This window comes from Clostridium neuense (assembly GCF_045310695.1).
In the GTDB taxonomy this organism is placed as follows: domain Bacteria; phylum Bacillota; class Clostridia; order Clostridiales; family Clostridiaceae; genus Clostridium_S; species Clostridium_S neuense.
Window position 1 is genome coordinate 1 of record NZ_JBJIAA010000005.1, and the last position, 22,122, is coordinate 22,122.

General features: G+C 30.0%; 22 protein-coding genes and 1 rRNA gene. 14 read left to right on the top strand and 9 right to left on the bottom strand.

From position 1 onward, the window contains the following. The 8 genes from ACJDT4_RS06620 to dnaA form a co-directional block, all read right to left on the bottom strand. Positions 1–250: ribosomal RNA gene (locus ACJDT4_RS06620) — 16S ribosomal RNA — on the bottom strand; the annotation flags it as partial. Positions 251–708: 458 nt separating this feature from the next. Beyond that, the gene (gyrA, locus tag ACJDT4_RS06625; RefSeq protein WP_406786761.1) at positions 709–3,159 is read right to left on the bottom strand and encodes a DNA gyrase subunit A; all 2,451 of its coding nucleotides are present in this window, start codon (positions 3,157–3,159) and stop codon (positions 709–711) included. Between the two features lie 34 nt (positions 3,160–3,193). Continuing rightward, positions 3,194–5,107: a DNA topoisomerase (ATP-hydrolyzing) subunit B gene (gene gyrB / locus ACJDT4_RS06630; protein ID WP_406786763.1), complete on the bottom strand. Its 1,914-nt coding sequence runs from the start codon at positions 5,105–5,107 to the stop codon at positions 3,194–3,196. A gap of 23 nt (positions 5,108–5,130) precedes the next feature. Further along, complete coding sequence (gene remB / locus ACJDT4_RS06635; protein WP_053242851.1) at positions 5,131–5,394, bottom strand: extracellular matrix regulator RemB; 264 nt, start codon at positions 5,392–5,394, stop codon at positions 5,131–5,133. A 25-nt stretch (positions 5,395–5,419) separates the two neighbouring features. Continuing rightward, on the bottom strand, positions 5,420–6,505 hold the full coding sequence (gene recF / locus ACJDT4_RS06640) for a DNA replication/repair protein RecF (RefSeq protein ID WP_406786764.1): 1,086 nt from the start codon (positions 6,503–6,505) through the stop codon (positions 5,420–5,422). A 36-nt stretch (positions 6,506–6,541) separates the two neighbouring features. Then, positions 6,542–6,748 carry a S4 domain-containing protein YaaA gene (gene yaaA, locus ACJDT4_RS06645; RefSeq protein WP_406787005.1) on the bottom strand — a complete coding sequence of 69 codons (207 nt, stop codon included), beginning with the start codon at positions 6,746–6,748 and terminating at the stop codon, positions 6,542–6,544. Between the two features lie 35 nt (positions 6,749–6,783). Beyond that, positions 6,784–7,884, bottom strand: a complete 1,101-nt coding sequence (dnaN, locus tag ACJDT4_RS06650; protein WP_406786765.1) for a DNA polymerase III subunit beta — start codon at positions 7,882–7,884, stop codon at positions 6,784–6,786. Positions 7,885–8,141: 257 nt separating this feature from the next. Next, on the bottom strand, positions 8,142–9,491 hold the full coding sequence (gene dnaA / locus ACJDT4_RS06655) for a chromosomal replication initiator protein DnaA (protein WP_406786766.1): 1,350 nt from the start codon (positions 9,489–9,491) through the stop codon (positions 8,142–8,144). Between the two features lie 542 nt (positions 9,492–10,033). Between dnaA and rpmH the strand changes: the two genes are divergently transcribed. From rpmH to ACJDT4_RS06715, 12 genes are all read left to right on the top strand, one after another. Continuing rightward, positions 10,034–10,168, top strand: a complete 135-nt coding sequence (gene rpmH / locus ACJDT4_RS06660) for a 50S ribosomal protein L34 (protein WP_053242846.1) — start codon at positions 10,034–10,036, stop codon at positions 10,166–10,168. A gap of 57 nt (positions 10,169–10,225) precedes the next feature. Continuing rightward, a complete protein-coding gene (gene rnpA, locus ACJDT4_RS06665) occupies positions 10,226–10,585 on the top strand; it encodes a ribonuclease P protein component (protein ID WP_406786767.1) in 360 nt (119 codons plus the stop codon). Beyond that, a complete protein-coding gene (gene yidD / locus ACJDT4_RS06670) occupies positions 10,563–10,811 on the top strand; it encodes a membrane protein insertion efficiency factor YidD (protein ID WP_406786768.1) in 249 nt (82 codons plus the stop codon). The genes rnpA and yidD overlap by 23 nt, the downstream gene beginning before the upstream one ends. Positions 10,812–10,832: 21 nt before the next feature. Continuing rightward, a complete protein-coding gene (locus tag ACJDT4_RS06675) occupies positions 10,833–11,612 on the top strand; it encodes a membrane protein insertase YidC (protein WP_406786769.1) in 780 nt (259 codons plus the stop codon). 26 nt (positions 11,613–11,638) lie between these two features. Then, a complete protein-coding gene (gene jag, locus ACJDT4_RS06680; RefSeq protein ID WP_406786770.1) occupies positions 11,639–12,265 on the top strand; it encodes an RNA-binding cell elongation regulator Jag/EloR in 627 nt (208 codons plus the stop codon). 171 nt (positions 12,266–12,436) lie between these two features. Then, positions 12,437–13,816 (top strand): tRNA uridine-5-carboxymethylaminomethyl(34) synthesis GTPase MnmE, encoded by a 1,380-nt coding sequence (gene mnmE, locus ACJDT4_RS06685; RefSeq protein WP_406786771.1) that lies wholly within the window; start codon positions 12,437–12,439, stop codon positions 13,814–13,816. Positions 13,817–13,826: 10 nt separating this feature from the next. Then, a complete protein-coding gene (mnmG, locus tag ACJDT4_RS06690; protein WP_406786772.1) occupies positions 13,827–15,707 on the top strand; it encodes a tRNA uridine-5-carboxymethylaminomethyl(34) synthesis enzyme MnmG in 1,881 nt (626 codons plus the stop codon). A 24-nt stretch (positions 15,708–15,731) separates the two neighbouring features. Next, positions 15,732–16,451, top strand: a complete 720-nt coding sequence (rsmG, locus tag ACJDT4_RS06695) for a 16S rRNA (guanine(527)-N(7))-methyltransferase RsmG (RefSeq protein WP_406786773.1) — start codon at positions 15,732–15,734, stop codon at positions 16,449–16,451. 118 nt (positions 16,452–16,569) lie between these two features. Then, positions 16,570–17,355, top strand: coding sequence for a nucleoid occlusion protein (gene noc, locus ACJDT4_RS06700; protein WP_406787006.1), 786 nt, complete (start codon positions 16,570–16,572; stop codon positions 17,353–17,355). A gap of 308 nt (positions 17,356–17,663) precedes the next feature. Further along, complete coding sequence (locus tag ACJDT4_RS06705; RefSeq protein ID WP_406786774.1) at positions 17,664–18,446, top strand: ParA family protein; 783 nt, start codon at positions 17,664–17,666, stop codon at positions 18,444–18,446. Beyond that, positions 18,439–19,296: a ParB/RepB/Spo0J family partition protein gene (locus ACJDT4_RS06710; protein WP_406786775.1), complete on the top strand. Its 858-nt coding sequence runs from the start codon at positions 18,439–18,441 to the stop codon at positions 19,294–19,296. The genes ACJDT4_RS06705 and ACJDT4_RS06710 overlap by 8 nt, the downstream gene beginning before the upstream one ends. A 44-nt stretch (positions 19,297–19,340) precedes the next feature. Then, positions 19,341–19,850, top strand: a complete 510-nt coding sequence (locus ACJDT4_RS06715) for a DUF4446 family protein (protein WP_406786776.1) — start codon at positions 19,341–19,343, stop codon at positions 19,848–19,850. A gap of 55 nt (positions 19,851–19,905) precedes the next feature. Here ACJDT4_RS06715 and yyaC read toward each other — a convergent pair whose 3' ends face one another. Beyond that, entirely contained in the window at positions 19,906–20,508 is a 603-nt protein-coding gene (yyaC, locus tag ACJDT4_RS06720; protein ID WP_406786777.1) for a spore protease YyaC, read from the bottom strand. 451 nt (positions 20,509–20,959) lie between these two features. On the opposite strand from yyaC, the gene ACJDT4_RS06725 reads away from it, so the two are divergent. Next, a complete protein-coding gene (locus ACJDT4_RS06725) occupies positions 20,960–21,856 on the top strand; it encodes a mechanosensitive ion channel family protein (RefSeq protein ID WP_406786778.1) in 897 nt (298 codons plus the stop codon). Beyond that, positions 21,849–22,049, top strand: coding sequence for a DUF951 domain-containing protein (locus tag ACJDT4_RS06730; protein WP_406786779.1), 201 nt, complete (start codon positions 21,849–21,851; stop codon positions 22,047–22,049). Before ACJDT4_RS06725 ends, ACJDT4_RS06730 begins: the two co-directional genes overlap by 8 nt. The last annotated feature ends 73 nt before the right edge of the window (positions 22,050–22,122 follow it).

Consider the following 22,122-nt stretch of genomic DNA (forward strand, 5'->3'; position numbering starts at 1 on the left):
GTTACCTCACCAACAAGCTAATGCGCCGCGGGCCCATCTCACAACGAAATTCTTTGGCAAAAGAAACATGCGTTTCTCTTGTGTTATGAGGTATTAATCCTCCTTTCGGAGGGCTATCCCTCATTGTGAGGCAGGTTGCCCACGTGTTACTCACCCGTCCGCCGCTGGAAACCGAAGTTTCCCGCTCGACTTGCATGTGTTAAGCACGCCGCCAGCGTTCGTCCTGAGCCAGGATCAAACTCTCAATTTAAAAGTTTGATTTAAGCTCATCGCTTTATTTTATTAAATAGAATTTCTTCTATTCAAAAGAATTGCTGGTTCATTATCTTTTCTCTGTTTAATTTTCAAAGTTCAATGTGCTGCACGAGACAGCTTTTATATAATATCATTTTTAATTTGCTCTGTCAACACTTTTTTTTAAGGTTTTTTCAGAACTCATTAATTGCTTTCGTCTTGCGACGACGTTTAATATAATAACATGTTTTTAACTTAAGTAAATAATATAATACTTTATCTTGCTCAATTATCCTAATATTATTAGTTTTTTCTCTATTTATCTTTAAATTTCTTATATTGATACTCTAGGTTGGGTTTATTTCAATAATATTATAATTTTACGCTGTATAGCAAAGTAGACATACTGCAATATATATAGTTTGTGTGTAAAACTCAAATAAAAAAAGAACTTAAAAATAAGTTCTTTTTTATTTACTCTTCTGATTCTTCTACTTCCTCTTGACCATCACTATCTATTTTAGCTATAGCAAGTATCTTCTCATCACCCTTATTCTTCATAAGAGTAACTCCCATTGCATTTCTACTAGTAGTTGAAATATCACTAACACTTATTCTTATAGCGATATCCTCACTATTAATAAGCATCATTTCATCCGTCTCTTTAACCATTCTTGCTCCAACTAGAGGTCCTGTCTTTTCTGTAACTTTATAAGTTATAAGACCTTTTCCTCCTCTATATTGGCACTTATATTCTTTTACAGATGTTCTCTTACCAAAGCCATTTTCACTTACAACAAGCACGCTCTGCTCTTCATCTACTATTTCCATTCCAACAACAAAATCATCCTCATTAAGAGATATACCTCTAACTCCACTTGCATTTCTTCCAAGCGGTCTAGCATCCTTCTCACTAAATCTTATCGCCATTCCGTTCCTAGTAGCTATAAATATATCATCATTTCCATCTGTCATTCTAACAGAAACTAACTCGTCTCCCTCATTTAAGTTTATAGCTATTAATCCGCTCTTTCTTATATTGCTATATTGGCTTAGAGCAGTCTTTTTTATAGTTCCACTCTTAGTACACATAACTAAAAACTTATCTTCATCAAATTCCTTGAAGTATATCGCTGTCTGTACTTTTTCATCTGGATTGAGCTGAAGAAGATTTACTAGGTTAGTACCTTTAGCTGTTCTTCCTGCTTCTGGAACCTCATATCCTTTTAATCTATAAACTCTTCCTTGATTTGAGAAGAACAAGATATGATTATGGGTTGAAGTTATAAATATATGTTCTACAAAGTCATCTTCCTTCGTAGACATTGCCTGTATACCTCTACCCCCTCTTTTTTGAGCTGTGTATGTATCTGCACTTATTCTCTTTATATATCCAGCATGTGTAAGTGTTATAACAACATCTTGCTCCTGTATAAGATCTTCATAATCAATTTCATTCTCTGCTTTTTCTATACTTGTTCTTCTTTCATCACCATATTTTGATTTTATTTCTATGAGCTCTTCTTTAATTATATTTAATACCTTAACTTCATCCATCAATATTGATTTTAATTCCTCTATTGTTTTCATAAGTTCATTATATTCTGCATCTATTTTTTCTCTTTCTAAACCTGTTAATCTCTGCAATCTCATGTCAAGTATTGCCTGAGCCTGTTTTTCTGAAAGTGAAAAATTATCCATCAAGCCTTGCTTAGCTTCCTGCGTTGTTTTAGAAGACCTTATAAGTCTTATAACTTCATCTATGTGATCTAAAGCTATTATTAATCCCTCTAAAATATGTGCCCTTGCTAAAGCCTTATCTAAATCAAATTGAGTTCTTCTTCTTATTACTTCTTTTTGGAATGTAACATAATGCTCTAAAATTTGCTTTAGATTTAGTGTTTCTGGCTTATTATCAACTAATGCAAGCATATTTATTCCAAAGGTATCTTGAAGTCTTGTGTGTTTGTATAATTGATTTAAAACGATGTTTGCATTGGCATCTCTTTTAATCTCAATTACAATTCGCATACCTTCTCTATCAGATTCATCTCTAAGATCGCTTATTCCATTTATCTTTTTATCTTTTACAAGGTCTGCCATATTTTCAATTAACCTTGCTTTATTTACTTGATAAGGAATCTCTGTAACTATAATTCTCTGTCTTCCATTGTTATCAACTTCAATTTCAGATTTAGCTCTTACTGTTACCTTGCCTCTTCCTGTTTCATAAGCTTCTCTTATTCCTGACTTTCCAATTATTATACCGGCTGTAGGAAAATCTGGTCCCTTAATCTTACCCATTAAGTCTAAAATAGTAATTTCAGGATTGTCAATAATATCAATTATACCATCAATTACTTCACACAAATTATGTGGTGGTATATTAGTTGCCATACCAACAGCTATACCTGCAGAACCACTTACAAGTAGATTTGGAAACCTTGATGGAAGAACTGAAGGTTCTTTTTCTTCGCCGTCAAAGTTTGGTACAAAATCCACAGTATTTTTGTTAATGTCTCTTACCATTTCCAAAGCTATCTTATCAAGCCTTGCTTCAGTATACCTCATAGCAGCCGCAGAATCTCCATCAATAGATCCAAAGTTTCCATGACCATCAACAAGTGTATATCTGAGATTAAAGTCCTGAGCCATTCTCACTAAAGCATCATAAACAGCTGTATCTCCGTGAGGATGATATTTACCTAAAACATCTCCTACTATTCTTGCACACTTTCTGTATCCCTTATCAGGTGTTATGCCTAAATTATACATAGAGTATATAATTCTTCTATGTACTGGCTTTAAACCATCCCTTACATCAGGAAGTGCACGACTAGCTATAACGCTCATTGCATAATCTATATAGCAACTTTTCATTTCTTTGTTTATATCTACTAGTTCAATCTTACCTTCATTTTGCATACTTACACCTCTTTTTCATGTGACCAATAAATAACTAAATATCTAAATTTTCAACCTTAGAAGCATTATCTTGTATAAATTGTCTTCTTGGAGCAACTTTATCTCCCATCAAAATGGTAAATGTTTCATCTGCAGCCATAGCATCTTCTATGTTTACTTTCTTTAAAATTCTATGCTCTGGATTCATTGTTGTCTCCCAAAGCTGCTCTGGATTCATTTCTCCAAGACCTTTATACCTCTGTATATCAACATTGCTATCTTTTCCACCAAATTCAGTTAAAACACTTTCGAGTTCCTTATCACTATATGAATAAACTTCATTTTTTCCCTTGGCAACTCTATACAATGGAGGCTGTGCTATATACACGTGGCCCTCTTCTATCAGTTGTTTCATGTATCTATAAAAGAATGTAAGAATGAGGGTTCTTATATGAGCACCGTCAACATCGGCATCGGTCATTATTATAACTCTATGGTATCTTATTTTAGATACATCAAAGTCCTTTCCTATACCCCCTCCGAAGGCGGTAATCATAGCTCTTATTTCTTCTGAACCAAGTATTCTATCTATTCTTTGCTTTTCAACGTTTAATATTTTTCCTCTTAAAGGCAGAATAGCTTGAAATTTTCTATCTCTTCCTTGCTTTGCTGAACCTCCGGCTGAATCACCCTCGACTATATATATTTCACATTCCGAAGGATCCCTTGATGCACAATCTGCTAATTTACCAGGAAGTGCTGTGCTCTCAAGTACAGATTTTCTTCTAGTAAGCTCTCTTGCTTTTTTTGCTGCTTCTCTCGCTCTTGCAGCTACCATTGATTTATCTATTATTATTTTACCTATTTGAGGATTTTCTTCTAAGAACGTACTTACTTTTTCTGCAACAATACTATCTACAATTCCTCTAACTTCACTATTTCCAAGCTTTGTTTTAGTTTGACCTTCAAACTGTGGATCTGTAAGTTTTACAGAAATTACAGCTGTAAGACCTTCTCTTATATCGTCTCCAGATAAGTTTCTATCATTTTCTTTTATAAATCCATACTTTTTAGCATAATCATTAAATACTCTTGTGAGGGCAGATTTAAATCCTGCTAAATGAGTACCGCCTTCAACTGTATCTATATTATTGGCAAAAGCAAAAATATTTTCAGTGTATCCATCATTATACTGAATAGCAACTTCAACATAACATTTATCTTCTTTTTGGCCTTCTACATAAATTGGCTCATTAAATATAGGTTCCTTGTTTCTGTTAAGATAAGATACGAAAGACTTTATTCCACCTTCATAGTGAAAATCATCTGATTTATCACTTCTCTCATCAACAAGGCTTATTCTTATTCCTTTATTTAAAAATGCTAATTCTCTTAATCTTTGTGATAATACGTCATAATCATATTCTGTATCTTCGAATATATCACTATCTGGTTTAAAATATATTTTAGTACCATGCTCGTCACTATCACCTATCTTTTCAAAAGGTGAAGCTACTTTTCCTCTGTGGTATACCTGTTTCCATATATGTCCTTCTGACCTTACTTCAACTTCACAGGTTTCTGAAAGAGCATTAACAACCGAAGCACCAACTCCATGAAGTCCTCCAGAAACCTTGTATGCTCCTCCTCCAAACTTTCCGCCTGCATGAAGTACTGTCATTATTACTTCTACGGTAGGTTTATTCATTTTATGATGAATACCAACTGGCATTCCTCTTCCATCGTCTACTACAGTTATTGAATTATCTTTATGTATAATAACATCTATATTTTTACAAAATCCTGCTAGAGCTTCATCTATGCTATTATCCACTATTTCATATACGAGATGGTGTAACCCTCTACTGCTAGTACTGCCTATATACATACCTGGTCTTTTTCTTACCGCTTCCAGACCTTCTAATACCTGTATTTGACTCTCATCGTATACTTCATTATTCTCTGACATTAAAATCCTCCTATTCTAAAGTTTTATGGCTCTAAATAAATAACCTGAGACCTTTTACTTAATGTCGATGAAGAAATTGGAGATAAAAATATTTTGCTTTTTTTATCCACCTCTGCAATAACAAAAGATTTGGGTGGTTCCTTTGTTATTCTTTCTACAAATCCATCTTCTTCAGCCATTCTCAAAAATTGGCTTGTGTCTGCGCTGTACATAGTCGTTTCAATATCAAATATTCCTATAATATCCTTTATAGGAACCACAACATTCTCTCCTAAATGCAAAAACATATAAAAAGGCCTCCTTAAAAACTAATTAAACTAACTCACCATTTGATATCTCGAAAATTTTAAAGTCTTTTTTTATATAACTTTTTATATCTCCTATTCCAGTACACGTAATTAAAGTTTGTATTCCATCTAAAGCATTCAGTATATATTGTTGCCTTTTAATATCAAGTTCAGACAAAACATCATCAAGAAGAAGTACTGGAGCTTCCTCTGTTATGCTTTTAATTATTTCAATTGATGCAAATTTTATAGTTAGAATAGCCGTTCGTTGTTGCCCCTGTGATCCGAAACTTCTTGTATCAATGCCATTAATTTTTATACTAAAATCATCTCTATGTGGACCAACAGAAGTATTTCCTTTTTCAATATCCTTTTGCCTATTTTTTTCGAATTCATCTTGAAGCTCTTCTGAAGCTTTCGATACATTTTTCACACTAGTAAGATATTGAAACTCTATATCTTCTTTCTTATCAGTAATATCTCTATGAATTAACTTTCCTTTTTTATTTAAATCTCTTAAGTAGCCATCTCTTTGCTTTATAAGGTACGCCCCAAGCTTACTTAATTGATTATCATAAACTTCAATGATACCACTTTTAATAAGACTTTTGTTTTTAAGTGAAATATTTCTTTGTTCCAAAACTTTATGATATTGAACAAGGTTATAATAGTAATTGGAATTTAATCTTGACAATTCTATATCTAAGAAACGCCTTCTGTAACTTGGAGAATCCTTTACTATTTTTAAATCCTCTGGAGAAAACATCACAACATTAAAAATCCCAAAAAGCTCTGAGATTTTTTTTAATTTTATAGAATTAATGTTAATACCCTTTTTTCCACCCTTGAATATTTTTATTTCTATTTTTTTATCAAGGCGTTTTTTACATACGTATAGACTAATATACGCCTCATCCTTCTCCCATTTTATAAGCTCTTTATCCTTACTTGTACGATGGGATTTACCTAAGCTGCAATAATATATGCTTTCAAGTATATTAGTTTTACCCTGGGCATTATCTCCAGTTATAATATTCACATTGCTATTAAAATCTATATCTAAAATATCATAATTTCTAAAATTAAGTAATTTTAAGTTTTTTATATACATGATTACACCTATATTATATCATAAAGTAATTTAACACTATATAATTTTGTAAATTTTATTATCAAACTCTACAGCATCACCCTTATAAAGTTTTTTGCCCCTTCTCGTCTCTATTTCATTATTGACTTTTACTTTTTCATCTAAAATATACATTTTTGCCTCTGAACCTAGTGAAACGGCTCCACACCATTTAAGAAAAGAATCCAATTTTATAAACTCTGAATTTATGCTTACTTCTTCAATTTCCATAATAGTTTATCACCTCTTATTAACAATTTTTACTCATTAGCCAATCTTACAGGCAAAACCAAATATATGCAATTATCATTTTCCTTATTTTTCATTATGCATGGACTTATGCTGCTTGAAAATTCCATTACAATTTCTTCCTGATCCATTATTTTAAGTACATCAATTAAGTATTTCGAGTTAAATGCAATTTGAAGCGGCTGTCCTTGCAAAATTATATTTATTTCTTCTCTTACGTTTCCCAATTGAGAATTAGAAGTTATTACCATAAGCTCTTCTTCGATATTTAGCTTAATAAGATTTGTGTTTCCATCCTTAGCAACTAGGGAGGCTCTTTCGATAGCTTCCAATAATTCTTCACGTTTTGCTGTGACATTTAGATTAAATTCTTCTGGAATTATGGAGTTATATTTTATAAATTCGCCTTCAAGTAATCTTGATATTATTTTAGTAGAACCTAAATTAATTAACATATGATTATTGCTAAATGTAATATTTACATCACCATCATCTTCCAGTATCTTTATTACTTCATTAAGAGTTTTTCCTGGAATTACTGCACTAATAACATCTTCATTATCCACAAAGTCACTCTTTAAGGCCAATCTATATCCATCTATCGCAACTAAATTTAGTTTTTTATTTTTTATCTCAAATAATACACCCGTAAGTATTGGTCTAGTTTCGTCTTGAGCTATAGCAAATATAGTTCCCTTTATCATGCTTTTTAAGGTTTTTTGGTTTATAGTGAAAATTTTATCCTCATTTATTTCAGGCAATTTAGGATAATCTTCTGACTGCAAGTGAACAAGTGTAAATTTACTCTTACTACATACAATTTCTATACAATTATTCTCAGTAGTTTTTACTTCTACAGCTGCATTGGGAAGCTTTCTAATTATTTCTCCGAATAACCTTGCATCTACGACTATACTTCCATTTTCTTCTATATCAACATTTGTTTTTGTCTCTATACTTAGATCAATGTCTGATCCTATAAGAGTTAAAGTATCATCTTTAGCATTTATTAATATTCCTTGAAGAATTGGCATAGTTGATTTTCCAGTAACAGCTTTTTGTACTATTGAGATTGCTTCTTGTAATATGTTTTTTTGGCATGAAAATTTCATTTATAATAAACCTCCTTTATTAACACAGAACTTCTTATATAAGTTAGATATATATAAATAATAATATAATAGTAATAGTAGTAGGGGCTGTGAATTTGTTGATAACCTAGCAAACTGGCTATATTCAATAAATTCAGTAAAAAAATAACTGTGGATAATTTAATAATAAGTACTCAACGTTATCAACATAATTAACACGAAAAGTAAAATATAAAAGTATCCACAATTTGTCCATAGCAAATAATAAACATATGTTATTATTTTTGAGAGAATCTTTTTGTTATTTCTTTTATAGTATATTTTAATTCCTCATCTTCTTTTAACCCAGCAGATATTTTTTCATATGCGTGAATTACTGTGGTATGGTCTCTACCTCCAAATTCTTCGCCTATTTTAGGTAACGACATATCAGTTAATTTTCTGCATAAATACATTGCAATTTGTCTTGGATAAGTTATATTTCTTGTACGTCTTGCAGATTTAAAATCATCTATCTTTATATTAAAATAGCTTGCAACAACATCTTGAATTGATTCTATTGTTATTTGCTTATTTTGCTTGTTAGAGATAATGTCTTTTAAAGCTTCTGAGGCTAAATCTATACTTATTTCCTTATTTGTTAGTGAGGAAAAAGCTACTATTCGTATAAGAGCACCTTCAAGTTCTCTTATATTCGATTTTATATTTGTTGCTATGTATACCATTACCTCGTTTGGGATGTCTAATTTTTCAACATCGGCCTTCTTTTTTAGTATTGCTATTCTAGTTTCAAAATCAGGTGGCTGTATATCTGCTATAAGACCCCATTCAAATCTTGAGCGCAGCCTATCTTCAAGCGTTGGAATTTCTTTGGGTGGTCTATCACTTGAAAGGATTATTTGTTTATTATTTTCATGTAGTTCGTTAAAAGTATGGAAAAACTCTTCTTGAGTACGTTCTTTTCCAGCAATAAATTGAACATCATCAATCAGTAAGACGTCAACATTTCTATACTTTGTTCTAAATTCAACATTTTTATCATCCTTTATTGAATTTACAAGTTCATTTGTAAATTTTTCAGATGAAACGTACACAACCTTAGCTCTAGGGTTGTTTTCAAGTATGTAATGTCCAATAGCATGCATTAAGTGGGTTTTACCGAGACCAACTCCCCCGTATATAAATAGCGGATTATATGCTTTTGCAGGAGCTTCGGCAACAGCTAAACAAGCTGCGTGTGCGAATCTATTGCTATTACCAATAACGAAAGAATCAAATTTATATTTTGGATTGAGCATAGTTGAAGTATCCTCTGAATTATTGGAGGAATCCTTTTGCTTTTTATTCTCATTACTTTCCTCAATATCAATAGTTTCTTCTGAAACAACTGAGAATACTAGGTCATACTTTTTTGTAGTTATTATCTTTAATGAATTAATTATAAGATCTTTATATCTATTTTCTAGAATTTCTTTAGTAAATTGATTAGGAACACCAAAGCGTATGATATCCTTACTTACAGATATAGGAGTAATACTTTTTATCCATGTGTTGAAACTAACTTCGGTTAATTCACCTTTTATTATTTTTAGGGTTTTTTCCCATAATTCTTTAAGTTGGGTTCCCATAGTAATCCTCCAGTCTAAAAAAATTTTGAACATAATTAATTAAGCATAATTAAGTTATTAACACACATATAAACAAAAAATATAGTCTATTGTAGGTTGTTGACAAATATATTATAAAATATTCACATGTGTATAATTATGTTAGCAATAATTTAAGCGTAAAAGTTATTAACAATAAAAAAAAAAATATATATTAACATATAAACAATGAATAAAATGGTATTAAATGTGCAAAAATAATACTGTATATGTAAAAATGAAGAAAAAAAAATAAGTTATCAACAGGTTTATCCACAAAATGTGTATAACTTTATTGTTAAAAAAGTTATTAACAGTTCAACAATAATAATAACAGAACAGAATAAGCTATTCAAGAAGTTATCCACAAAAATATCATGGTAATATAAAAAATTATTAACAAAATCCTTTGTCTTGACATTGAATAAAGGTGAATATATAATTATAAAGTAAAACTTTAATTTTGAAATATCGTATTTTTAATAAATAAGGTAGTAGTATACTTTTGAAGGGGGTGCATAGAGATGTTCATGACATATCAGCCTAAGAAGAAACAAAGAAAAAGAGAACATGGTTTCAGAAAAAGAATGAGTACTTTATCAGGAAGAAAAGTTCTTAAGAGAAGAAGAAATAAAGGAAGAAAAAGATTGACAGCATAAGGGCCGCTTTTGTGGCCTTTTTCTGCAATTTGCGGAAAAAAAGGAGCTATTATTTTAATGAAACAAAATGGTATAAAAAAAAATGCTGAATTTAGAAAAGTATATAAAAAAGGAAGATCTTTTTCTAATAAATTATTGGTACTATATATGTATAGAAATAACGATAACAAAAATATAAGTAGAATTGGTATATCTGTTAGTAAAAAAGTAGGTAAAAGTGTAATTAGAAGTAGAGTTAAGAGATTGATTAATGAAAGTTATCGTTTAAATAGTGATAGATTTAAATTAGGTTATGATTATGTAATTATAGCTAGAATGGCTTGCAATGGTAAAAACTATAAAGATGTTAATAATTCACTTTTGGAGTTATTTAGTAAGGCAGGCTTGATAATTAATGATGAAAAAAATTATAATTAAACTTATAGAATTTTATAGAAAATGTTCTTCTTCCCCAATGTTTAGAGGGCTATCCTCGGCTTTTTTTATAAGAGGGCAGCATGTTTGCAGGTATTCACCAACATGTTCTCAGTATGCCATAGAAGCTGTAGAAAAGTATGGAGCATTTAAAGGTAGCCTAATGGCTGCATGGAGAATATTAAGATGTAATCCTTTTTCTAAAGGAGGATATGATCCCGTTAAATAATATTAGGAGGCTTTTAGTTTAATGAAGATAGAGTTTTTGAACAATTTGTTTGTTCAATTTTTTAATAACATAAATAATGTAATTTTTAGTGCTATCCCTAATAAAAACTATTCATATGGTTTAGCAATTATTACACTTACAATATTGATAAAATTAGTTCTTATCCCATTTAATATAAAGATGATAAGATCTAATGTAGGTATGACAGAATTGCAACCAGTTATTAAGGAATTACAAAAAAAGTATAAGAATGATCCTCAAAAGCTTAACCAAGAGACCATGAAGCTTTATAAAGAAAATAATGTAAGTCCTTTTGGTTCATGTTTGCCTATGCTTTTGCAGTGGCCTATATTAGTAGCGCTTTACTACGTGTTTTATAGCTTAAATATAAAAGGTGTAGGTTTTTTATGGATTAGTGATTTGTCACAAAAAGCTACTTTCAGTAACTGGACTACATGGATACTACCTATACTATCTGGAGCCACAACATATTTTTCAGGTATACTGATGACACCTAAAAATGCTGATGCAGCACAGGTTAAACAGTCAACCACTATGAACATAGGTATGTCTATAATGCTTCTTTGGATGAGCTGGAACTTTAGAGCTGCTCTTGTATTGTATTGGGTTGTAAGTAACATATTTCAGTTTGCTCAAACTAAAATAATAATGGCACTAGTTTCTAAGAAGCCAGAAGAATCTAAAATAATTACTGAAGGCGGAGTTGATAAAGCTGTAGGAATTGATTTAGTTGAAGGTTCAGGAAAAAATAAAAATAATAAAAAGAAAAATAAAAAATAATTATATGCTGGGGGGGATGTTGAATTATGAAGAGTATTGAATCTGTAGGAAAAAGTATTGATGAAGCTGTTAAAAATGCTTTACTTGAACTTAAAACAACTGAAGATAAAGTAGAAATAGAAGTTTTAGATGAAGGAAGTAAAGGAATTTTAAATATAATTGGAAAAAGAGAAGCAAAAGTTAAGGTTACTCTAAAAAAAGATTATGTTTCAGAAGCTAGGGAATTTTTGAAGAAGATATTTAGTGATATGAACATGATGGTAGAAATAAGAATAAAAGAATCAGATAACTGTTTAAATATTAATTTAGCAGGTCATAATATGGGCCTTATTATAGGATATAGAGGAGAAACTCTTGATTCAATTCAATATCTTGTTAGTTTGGTTATAAATAGAGATAATGATGGGCAATATAAAAGAGTTGTAATTGATACGGAAAATTATAGGGCAAAGCGAGAAGAGACATTAAGACGATTAGCCAATAAGATTGCTCATAAAGTTAAAGTTGAAAAGAAATCTTTTGTACTTGAACCTATGAACCCCTATGAAAGAAGAATTATTCACGCTGAATTACAAAATGATAAAAGTGTAACTACGTATAGTGAAGGTGAAGAACCGTTCAGAAGAGTTGTAGTTGATTTGGAGAAATCTTAGAGTTTTGACAGGGAAAGCCTTTTGAGGCTTTCTTTTTAATTAAGGTGTTTTTTATTAAATTAATAGAATAGAAGGGAGGAATAAGGGCTGATTTTATAAAGTTTGATAATTTAAACTTAAGTAAAGATAAACTTTAATTATAATATTGTTTATCTGTAGCCTTTTAAATATATGAAAGAATTTGATACTATAGCAGCAATATCAACGGCAGTTGGAAACAGTGGAATTTCTATAATAAGAGTTTCAGGAGATAAAGCTTTAGACGTGGTTGATAAAATATTTGTATCTAAAAATAATAAGAGTATTAAAGATATGAATTCTTATACAATGAGATATGGAACTATAGTGAGTTTAAAAGATAGAAGTGTAATAGATGAGGTTATAGTTAGTTACATGAAAGGACCTAAGAGTTTTACAGCAGAAGATGTGGTGGAAATAAACTGTCATGGTGGAGCATATCCTACAAAGAGCGTGCTTGAAGAGGTATTAAAGAGTGGTGCTAGAATTGCAGAGCCTGGAGAGTTCTCAAAAAGAGCTTTTCTAAATGGAAGAGTTGATCTAAGTCAGGCAGAAGCTATAATGGATATAATAAACTCTAAGACTGAAATAAGCATGAAATCGGCAGTTGAGCAGTCTAAAGGAAAAATTTCCTCGGAAATAACTAAACTAAGAGAAAAATTGTTAGAACTTATAGCACATATAGAAGCTACTGTAGATTATCCAGAAGATGATCTTGAAGAAATGACAGGGCAGAAGGTATCGATTGAATTAGAAAATATTTTAAATGAGATAAATATGCTGATAGATACTGCTGATGAAGGTAAGATTTTAAGAGAAGGACTTAGTACGGTAATAGTAGGTAAACCAAATGTAGGTAAGTCATCACTTCTTAATTTATTATTAAAAGAAAAAAGAGCTATTGTTACTGACATTCCAGGAACTACTCGAGATGTTATTGAAGAGTATATAAATATTTCTGGTGTGCCTATAAAAATAGTAGACACTGCAGGTATAAGGGAGACTGAAGATGAGGTTGAAAAAATAGGTGTTGAAAAATCTAAAGAAAAAATAGAAGCTGCAGATTTAATAATTTTTATGGTGGATTCTAGCAAAGGAATTGATTCTGAAGATGTTGAAATAATTAATGCAATCAAAAGTAAGAAATATATTGTTTTATTAAATAAATGTGATATAGGCAAATGTACGGATAAAAATCAACTAAGTTGTCTAAATGAAGAATATGTTATAAATTTTTCTACTAAAACTGGTCAAGGATTAAATGAGCTAAAAGAATTAATTAAAGAATTATTTTTTAAAGGTGACATTAGTTCAAAGGAGCTTATAATTACGAATTCCAGACATAAGGAAGCATTAATAAAAGGAAAAAGAAGCTGTGAGGCAGCCTTAGATGCCTTGAAAAATACAGATGCCATAGATTTAGCATCCATTGATATTAGAAATGTTTGGACGTATCTTGGAGAAATTACTGGAGATACGTTAGAAGAGGATTTAATAGATAAGATATTTAAAAATTTTTGTTTAGGAAAATAGAGGTGATATTATGATAAAGTACTTTTCTGATGAATATGACGTTATAGTAATAGGCGCCGGCCATGCAGGATGCGAAGCAGGACTTGCTGCGGCAAGGATGGGATGCAAAACATTAATGTGTACAATGAACCTTGATAGCGTTGCAATGATGCCATGTAATCCTAATGTAGGAGGAACAGCTAAAGGACATTTGGTAAGAGAACTAGATGCTTTAGGTGGTGAAATGGGAAGAAATATCGATAAAACTTTTATTCAATCAAGAATGCTTAATTTATCAAAAGGACCTGCGGTGCATTCTTTAAGAGCTCAAGCTGATAAAGAAAAATATTCAATAACTATGAGACAAACAATTGAAAATCAGGATAATTTATACTTGAGGCAAATAGAAGTTATAAGTATAGATGTAGAAGATGGAAAAGTTAAAGGAGTACTTACTAAAAATGGAGCGTACTTTGCTGCAAAAACTATAGTTCTTGCCACTGGGACTTACTTGAAGTCTAGGATAATTATAGGAGAAATTAATTATAGCGGTGGGCCAAGTGGCTTATTTCCTGCAAATGAGTTATCTGATTCATTAATTAAAGCGGGAATAAAGTTAAGAAGATTTAAAACTGGAACGCCAGCAAGAATAAATAAGAGAAGTGTTGATTTTTCTAAAATGTCAGAGCAAAAAGGTGATGAAAAAATAGTCCCATTTTCATTTATGAATGAAAAACTCGAAAGAGATCAAATATCGTGTTATTTGACATATACAAATGAAAATACACATCAAGTTATAAGGGATAATATAGGTAGATCACCTTTGTATAATGGATCAATAAAAAGTGTAGGACCTAGATACTGTCCATCAATAGAAGATAAGGTAATGAGATTTCCAGATAAAAAGCAGCATCAGGTATTTATAGAACCAGAAGGCGAAAACATTAATGAGCTATATGTAGGGGGGATGTCAAGTTCCCTTCCGGAAGAAGTTCAAATTAAAATGTTAAGAACTGTTCCAGGACTTGAAAATGTTGAAATTCTTAAAACTGCTTATGCGATAGAATATGATTCAATAGATCCTACACAATTAAAGCTTTCACTAGAATTTAAAAATGTTGATGGCTTATTTGGAGCTGGACAATTTAATGGAAGTTCAGGATACGAAGAAGCAGCTTCACAAGGTATAATGGCAGGTATAAATGCAGCATTAAAGGTAAAAGGAGAAAAACCTTTAGTGTTAAGTAGAGCGGATGCATATATAGGAGTTTTAATAGATGATTTAGTTACAAAGGGGACAAACGAACCTTATAGAATGATGACATCAAGAGCTGAGTATAGACTTATTTTAAGACAAGATAATGCGGATTTAAGACTTACTGAAATAGGAAGAAAAATAGGACTTGTTAAAGATGACAGGTATAATAAGTTTTTAAATAGGAAAAAACAAATAGGAAATGAAATTGAAAGACTGAAAGCTATTCAGATTACAAATAAAAAAGAAGTAAATGATTTTCTTGAGAGCTTAAATTCTACTACTTTAAAGAAACCAATTTCTTTATACGAATTAATCAAAAGACCGGAACTTAATTATAGAAAAGTTGATGAATTAGATAAAGAAAGAGATATATTATCCGATGATGTTATTGATGAAATTGATATAATGATAAAATATGAAGGTTATATAGAAAAGCAGATGGAACAAGTAGAACAATTTAAAAAGTTCGAAAAGAGATTAATACCTGATGGAATAGATTATAATGAAGTTAAAAATTTAAGAACAGAAGCTATTCAAAAGTTGTCGAAGGCTAGACCAGTCAACTTAGGTCAAGCATCTAGAATTTCTGGAGTTTCTCCGTCGGATATTTCTGTACTTATGATATACATTGAACAGCTTTTAAGAAAAAAGTAAATTTTAAATATATGGAGGAAAGATATGCAATATTTTGATATAATAAAGATGGAATGTGAAAATATTGGCTTGCAGATAAATGAAGAAAAGTATAGTAAATTCGTTAAATATAAAGATTTAATGAAAGAGTGGAATGAAAAGGTAAATTTAACTGCGATTACTGATGACAGAGAGATTATAATTAAGCATTTTGTTGATTCAATAAAAGCCTTTGAATTTAAAGAATTGAATAATTCTGTTAAGATTATAGATGTTGGTACAGGAGCTGGACTGCCAGGAATTCCTATTAAAATTATAAACGATAGTGCAGAGGTTTTGCTTTTAGATTCACTTCAAAAGAGAATTAACTTTTTAAATGAAGTTATAACTCAACTTAATTTAAATGGCATAAAAACAATTCATGGCAGAGCGGAAGATTTAGGAGCTGATTTAAATTATAGAGAAAAGTTTGATATAGCGATTTCAAGGGCAGTAGCAAATATGGCAGTATTAACTGAATTTTGCTTGCCATTTGTAAAGAAAAATGGGTATTTTATTGCTTTAAAGGGACCTGCTGTTCAAGAAGAATTAAGTGAAGCCAAGAAGGCAATTAGTTTACTTGGTGGCAAAATAGAAGATGTAATTCAGGTCAATTTTAAAGATAGTGACTTAAAGCATAATTTAGTTATAGTCAAGAAGATTAAGCCTACACCAAAGCAATATCCTAGAAAAGCAGGAACGGTAAGCAAAAAGCCAATTAAATAGAAAACTATACAAGAAACAGAACAACAAGCCAGTGAAAAAACTATAGTGGGTTATTAATGTATGTTGCTAAACCTAAACTCACTTTCTATATAAATTAGCGTTAAAGGAATGATTTTTTATTATGGATAATATTGTGTATGTATCAACCGATAATATATATTCAAATGCATATCAGCCAAGAAAGTATTTTAATGAAACTGCATTAGAGGAATTAGCACAATCAATAAAAACCTATGGAATAATACAACCAATTACAGTTAGAAAATCCTCAGAAAATAAATACGAACTTGTTGCAGGTGAAAGAAGACTAAAAGCTGCACAAATTGCTGGATTAAAAGAAGTTCCAACAATAATTATTAATATAACGGATAAACAATCTGCAGCTATTGCTCTACTTGAAAATTTGCAAAGAGAAGATCTCAACTATATGGAAGAAGCAGAAGCATATTATAATCTAATTAAGCAGCATGGATATACTCAAGAAAAACTTGCAGAGGGAATAGGTAAAAAGCAATCTACTATAGCTAATAAATTAAGGCTTCTAAAATTAAGTCCAAAGGTTGTAGAAATTTTATTAAACAATAACTTAACTGAAAGGCATGCAAGAGCTTTGTTAAAATTGAATGATGAAAATATGCAACTAGAGGTAATTAAAGTTGTTGTAAAGAAGGGCTTGAACGTAAAAAAGACTGAAGAATTAGTGCAAGATAAACTTCAGGAGATTTATGATAAGGAAAATAATATAGGTGGAGATGGAAAAAAGAGGATTAAAGGTGTGTTTAGTCCTAAAATTTATATTAACACTATAAAACAGGTTTTTGATAAATATGGGATTGATGCAAAATATAAATCTAAAGATTTGGATGATAAAATAGAAGTGACTGTATTGATACCGAAAAAATAGAATAATGTTTCACGTGAAACATCAAAAACTCTAAATGATTAAATATCATTTAGAGTTTTTATTTTTAATAAAACTATATATTGTAAGCATGAGTGTTCGCTATAAAATCAGTTTATATAAGAGGATAAGGGTTAAAGGTATAATTTTAAACTAAAATTTACATAATTAACACTGATTTTTTGTGTTTGAGAAATAAAATGTATTTATTTAATATGATTAAGCGATTATAATATATATATAAGAATAATTACGTTATTGTAAAAATGGCAATATTAAAAGTTGTAGAAAATAAAATGGTGGTGATAAATTTGAAAGTAATAAGTATTTTTAATCAAAAAGGTGGGGTTGGCAAAACAACTACCAATATTAATTTATGTACATATTTAGCGATGAAGGGATATAAGGTTTTAACAATAGATATAGACCCTCAGGGCAATACTACAAGTGGTCTTGGAATTGATAAAAATCTTTTAGAAAAATCTGTTTATGATGTTTTAATTAATGATGCTTCTATAGAAGAGGTAGTGCAGGAGTGCCAGCTTATAAAGAATCTCTATATAGCACCATCTACTATAGAACTAGCAGGCTCAGAAGTAGAATTGATTCAGTTTCAGGGAAGAGAAAAGATTTTAAAGGAAAAGATAAAATCAATAGAAGGGGACTATGATTACATATTTATTGATTGTCCACCATCATTAGGTATTATAACTGTAAATGCATTAACGGCGTCTCAAAGTGTTTTAATTCCAATCCAAGCTGAATTTTATGCTTTAGAAGGAGTTGGACAACTTGTTAATACTGTTCAGCTTGTTAAGAAATCTTTAAATAGTAAATTAGAAATAGAAGGTATAATTTTAACTATGTATGATAATAGGACAAAATTATCTAATGAAGTTGCTAATGAAGTTAAAAAGTATTTTAGTGATAAATTATATAATACAACTATACCTAGAAATATTAGGCTAGCGGAATCTCCTAGCTATGGATTACCAATAGTCCTTTATGATGATAAATGTAAGGGCGCAGAATGCTATTATAATTTAACAGAAGAGTTTTTAAAGAGACAAAAAGGAAGTGAAAAAGGTGAATAAAAAAAGCGGATTAGGAAGAGGCTTGGGAGCTTTAATACAAGATAATAATCTTACTAAGGAAGAAAATAAATCTGTTGATAAGATAAATTTAAATATGATAAAACCTAATAAGAAACAGCCAAGAGAGTATTTTGATGAAAAAAAGATTTCTCAATTAGCTGAATCAATAAAGGAGCATGGTATAATACAGCCACTTGTTTTAAAAAAGGACGGAGGGGTATATACAATTGTAGCTGGCGAGAGAAGGTGGAGAGCTGCTAAAAGTATAGGATTAAGTGAAGTACCAGCAGTAGTTATAGATGCTACAGAAAAAGATTTGCTGGAAATATCTCTTATAGAAAATATTCAAAGGGAAGATTTAAACCCTATTGAAGAAGCTAAGGCTTACAGAAGACTTTTAGATGATTTTAATTTAACTCAAGAAGAATTAGCAAAAAGAGTTGGTAAATCTAGAGTTGCTATTACTAACTGTATGAGACTTTTAAATTTAGATACAAGAGTTCAGGATTATTTAATTGATGAAGTTATATCTGAGGGACATGGAAGAGCACTTCTTGCTGTAGAAGATAAGAATTTACAGTATGAGTTGGCACAAGCAATAATAGATGAAGATTTAAGTGTTAGAGATACAGAAAAATTAATAAAAGATTATTATAAAAAATCCCAAAATAACGATAAGAAAAAAACGGAAGAATTTAACAATCCATATGTTTCTGATATTAAATCTAAGTTGGAAAGTTATTTTGGTACTAAGGTATTATTGAAAAATGGAAAAAATAAAGGTAAAATAGAAATCGAATATTACTCAAATGAGGATTTACAAAGAATAATAGATATACTAAAAATTTAATCAATGTTTCACGTGAAACATTGGGGGTGAAAGGACGAATTTAAATGCAGGATTTTTTACAAATATTTAATAGCATTAGTGATTATATAATTATGGCTTTGGTAGTTATAGTAATTATATTGATTATATTAGTTATCTCATGTATGCATTCTTCAGCAAAGTTGCAAAAGAGATATAAAAAGCTTATGCGTGGGGTTGAAGGAGAAAACTTAGAAAAAATTATAACAACTTACATGGATAAAATAGATGAAGTTAAAGAAGAATCAAATGAAGTTAGAGAAATATATAAGAATATAGATGAAAGAGTAAAGAAATCAATACAAAAAGTAGCTATAGTAAGATACAAAGCTTTCGATAATGTTGGAAGCGATTTGAGTTTCTCGCTAGCACTTTTAGATGACAATGACGATGGTGTAATTGTAACTAGTATATATGGTAGAGACGAAAGTTTTACATATGCTAAGCCAATAAATAAAGGATTATCTAGATATGATTTATCTGAAGAGGAAAAAGCGGTTTTAAAGCAAGTTAGTTCTAAAGTAGAAACAAAATAATTAATAAGATAGAGGTATGTTGTTACCTCTATTTTTTTTTCATAGGTAAATATAACTAAACTTCAAAAATATCATCAATATCAAGTGGTTTTGTAATGTTTAAGTTTATAGTACCCATTGTTTTTATTATTGAATGATATAATCCTTTTGAAATTATATCAGCAATTTTCATAACAGTAAATAAGCGTGTGTTTTGTAAAACCATAAATTCTAGAGTTCCAGATACATTAACTATTCCAGTTATACTTAAATCTCCTACAGGAGGTAGATTTTTATTCATAGCTGATCCTGGTAAAATAGGTTTGCTTTCTATGATGATGTTGCCGACATTTTGAATGCTGCCAAGCGATGCATCAATAGCTATTATATAAGGATTATTGTAAGACGTTTTGATTTTTTTTAGTGCCTTACATATATTTTTTGCGTGAATCGGATTCTCTAAATTACCTAGTAATACAATTTTATTTCTCAAAAGAAACTTTAATTTATCACCAACTAAAGGACCTAAACTGTCCCCTGTTGAGCGGTCTGTACCTATGCATAAAATTATTAAATCTCTATTATTTTTTATTATATTAATTATTTCTTTACTTAAGCAATCCCTTATTTCAAAAATGGATTTGGAATCTTCACAATTAAAGATAGTTTTTTCAACCATATAAAAACCTCCTTATGTTATAAGGATTGCCATAATTTAGAATTATTATACATAAATAACTTGAAACGTGAAAATTATAAATTATAAATTTATTTTTGTAAATTAGAACTTATTAAGGGGACAAAAAGATAGAGGACAATTGACATTAAGGATAATTTATATTTTACTTTTCTCACAGATAGATTGATACCTAGACTTTTTAAGCGAAAAAATAGGCGATTAAAAAAATGAAGTTAACATTAACATGTTCGTTGTATAACCTATAACCAACATGTTACAAAATAGAGGATTCAATTGATTTTTAAGTTTCATGCTACTCATCTATAAATAAGTTTATTTTGTAGTATATGCTGTGAATGTGTTTAATGTTAAGATTTTATGAAAATTATTGCAATGTACTAAAAGAAAATATTATAATCATATTTGAATATGTTATTTAGGAGGATTTTGCTTGATTATTATAGGCTCATTTTTAAAAATTGACTTTGACGTAGAAAAAGGGATATTAAGCGTAAATGGTATAACTTTAAATGTATATAATGGAATGTATATTACTATAAAAATTATACTTATATTTGTAATAATGTATGTAGCAATAAAAATAACAAACAAGCTTATAGACAAGACAATAAAAAAGCAGCAGCAGTTTAGATTTTCTTTGGATAAGAAGAGATCTAAAACGTTAGGTGCTATATTAAAAAGTATTGTTAAGTATGCTATATATTTCTTTGGTATAATAGGTATATTGACACAGTTTTTTGGTTCTAAGCTTTTAAGCACAGTAAGTCTTGGAATTGCAAGTGTCGGAGGTGTTGCTATAGGTTTTGGAGCACAGAGTTTAATTAAAGATATAATTAATGGATGTTTTATTTTACTTGAAGATCAATTTGTTGTAGGAGACTATGTTACAATAGATGATATCTCTGGAATAGTTGAAAGTATAGAACTTAGGATAACGAAAATAAGAAATTTTAATGGCGATTTACATATAATCCCAAACAGCAAAATAACTACTATTACAAACCATTCTAAGGGTCCAAAAACAATAACAGTGAATGTTGGAATAGCATACGAAGAAAGTATAGATAGAGCAATAAATGTAATTAATAGTGTTTGTGATAAGTTTTCAGAAAAAAATGAGGACATAATTGAAAAGCCTAAAGTTAATGGAGTGACTGAGCTTACAGCTAGTGGAATTACTATTAAAGTCGTTGGAAAGGTAAAGAATATGAAACAATGGCAAAATGAAAACGAGCTTAGAAAACTTATAAAAGAAGGACTAGATTATGCAAAAATAGAAATACCATATAATAAAGTTGAAATTATAAGAGGTGATAAAGTTGAATAAAGAATTTGATTTGGGAGATATAGTTGAAATGAAAAAGCAGCATCCATGTGGCACAAATAAGTGGGAAATAATAAGAACAGGTGCTGACGTAAAGATAAAGTGTGTAAATTGCGGGAGAATCATTATGCTTCCAAGAACTAAATTTGTAAAAGGATTAAAAAATATATTGGAGAAAAAAGAAAAAAATATTTGATTTTATTCACAATATTATGTATAATATACTATTGTGAGTCCCTGCTGTGAGTTTTTTTGTAGTCACAGCCGTT

What these genes read in the sequence shown, in the direction of transcription:
- yidD (WP_406786768.1), top strand. Translation starts at nt 10,563, where the DNA reads ATGATGAAAAAAATTATAATTAAACTTATAGAATTTTATAGAAAATGT.
- gyrB (WP_406786763.1), bottom strand. Translation starts at nt 5,107, where the DNA reads ATGTCAGAGAATAATGAAGTATACGATGAGAGTCAAATACAGGTATTA.
- dnaA (WP_406786766.1), bottom strand. Translation starts at nt 9,491, where the DNA reads ATGGGAACCCAACTTAAAGAATTATGGGAAAAAACCCTAAAAATAATA.
- gyrA (WP_406786761.1), bottom strand. Translation starts at nt 3,159, where the DNA reads ATGCAAAATGAAGGTAAGATTGAACTAGTAGATATAAACAAAGAAATG.
- rnpA (WP_406786767.1), top strand. Translation starts at nt 10,226, where the DNA reads ATGAAACAAAATGGTATAAAAAAAAATGCTGAATTTAGAAAAGTATAT.
- ACJDT4_RS06675 (WP_406786769.1), top strand. Translation starts at nt 10,833, where the DNA reads ATGAAGATAGAGTTTTTGAACAATTTGTTTGTTCAATTTTTTAATAAC.
- remB (WP_053242851.1), bottom strand. Translation starts at nt 5,394, where the DNA reads ATGTTTTTGCATTTAGGAGAGAATGTTGTGGTTCCTATAAAGGATATT.
- yyaC (WP_406786777.1), bottom strand. Translation starts at nt 20,508, where the DNA reads ATGGTTGAAAAAACTATCTTTAATTGTGAAGATTCCAAATCCATTTTT.
- ACJDT4_RS06715 (WP_406786776.1), top strand. Translation starts at nt 19,341, where the DNA reads ATGCAGGATTTTTTACAAATATTTAATAGCATTAGTGATTATATAATT.
- mnmG (WP_406786772.1), top strand. Translation starts at nt 13,827, where the DNA reads ATGATAAAGTACTTTTCTGATGAATATGACGTTATAGTAATAGGCGCC.
- rsmG (WP_406786773.1), top strand. Translation starts at nt 15,732, where the DNA reads ATGCAATATTTTGATATAATAAAGATGGAATGTGAAAATATTGGCTTG.
- rpmH (WP_053242846.1), top strand. Translation starts at nt 10,034, where the DNA reads ATGTTCATGACATATCAGCCTAAGAAGAAACAAAGAAAAAGAGAACAT.
- dnaN (WP_406786765.1), bottom strand. Translation starts at nt 7,884, where the DNA reads ATGAAATTTTCATGCCAAAAAAACATATTACAAGAAGCAATCTCAATA.
- jag (WP_406786770.1), top strand. Translation starts at nt 11,639, where the DNA reads ATGAAGAGTATTGAATCTGTAGGAAAAAGTATTGATGAAGCTGTTAAA.
- recF (WP_406786764.1), bottom strand. Translation starts at nt 6,505, where the DNA reads ATGTATATAAAAAACTTAAAATTACTTAATTTTAGAAATTATGATATT.
- mnmE (WP_406786771.1), top strand. Translation starts at nt 12,437, where the DNA reads ATGAAAGAATTTGATACTATAGCAGCAATATCAACGGCAGTTGGAAAC.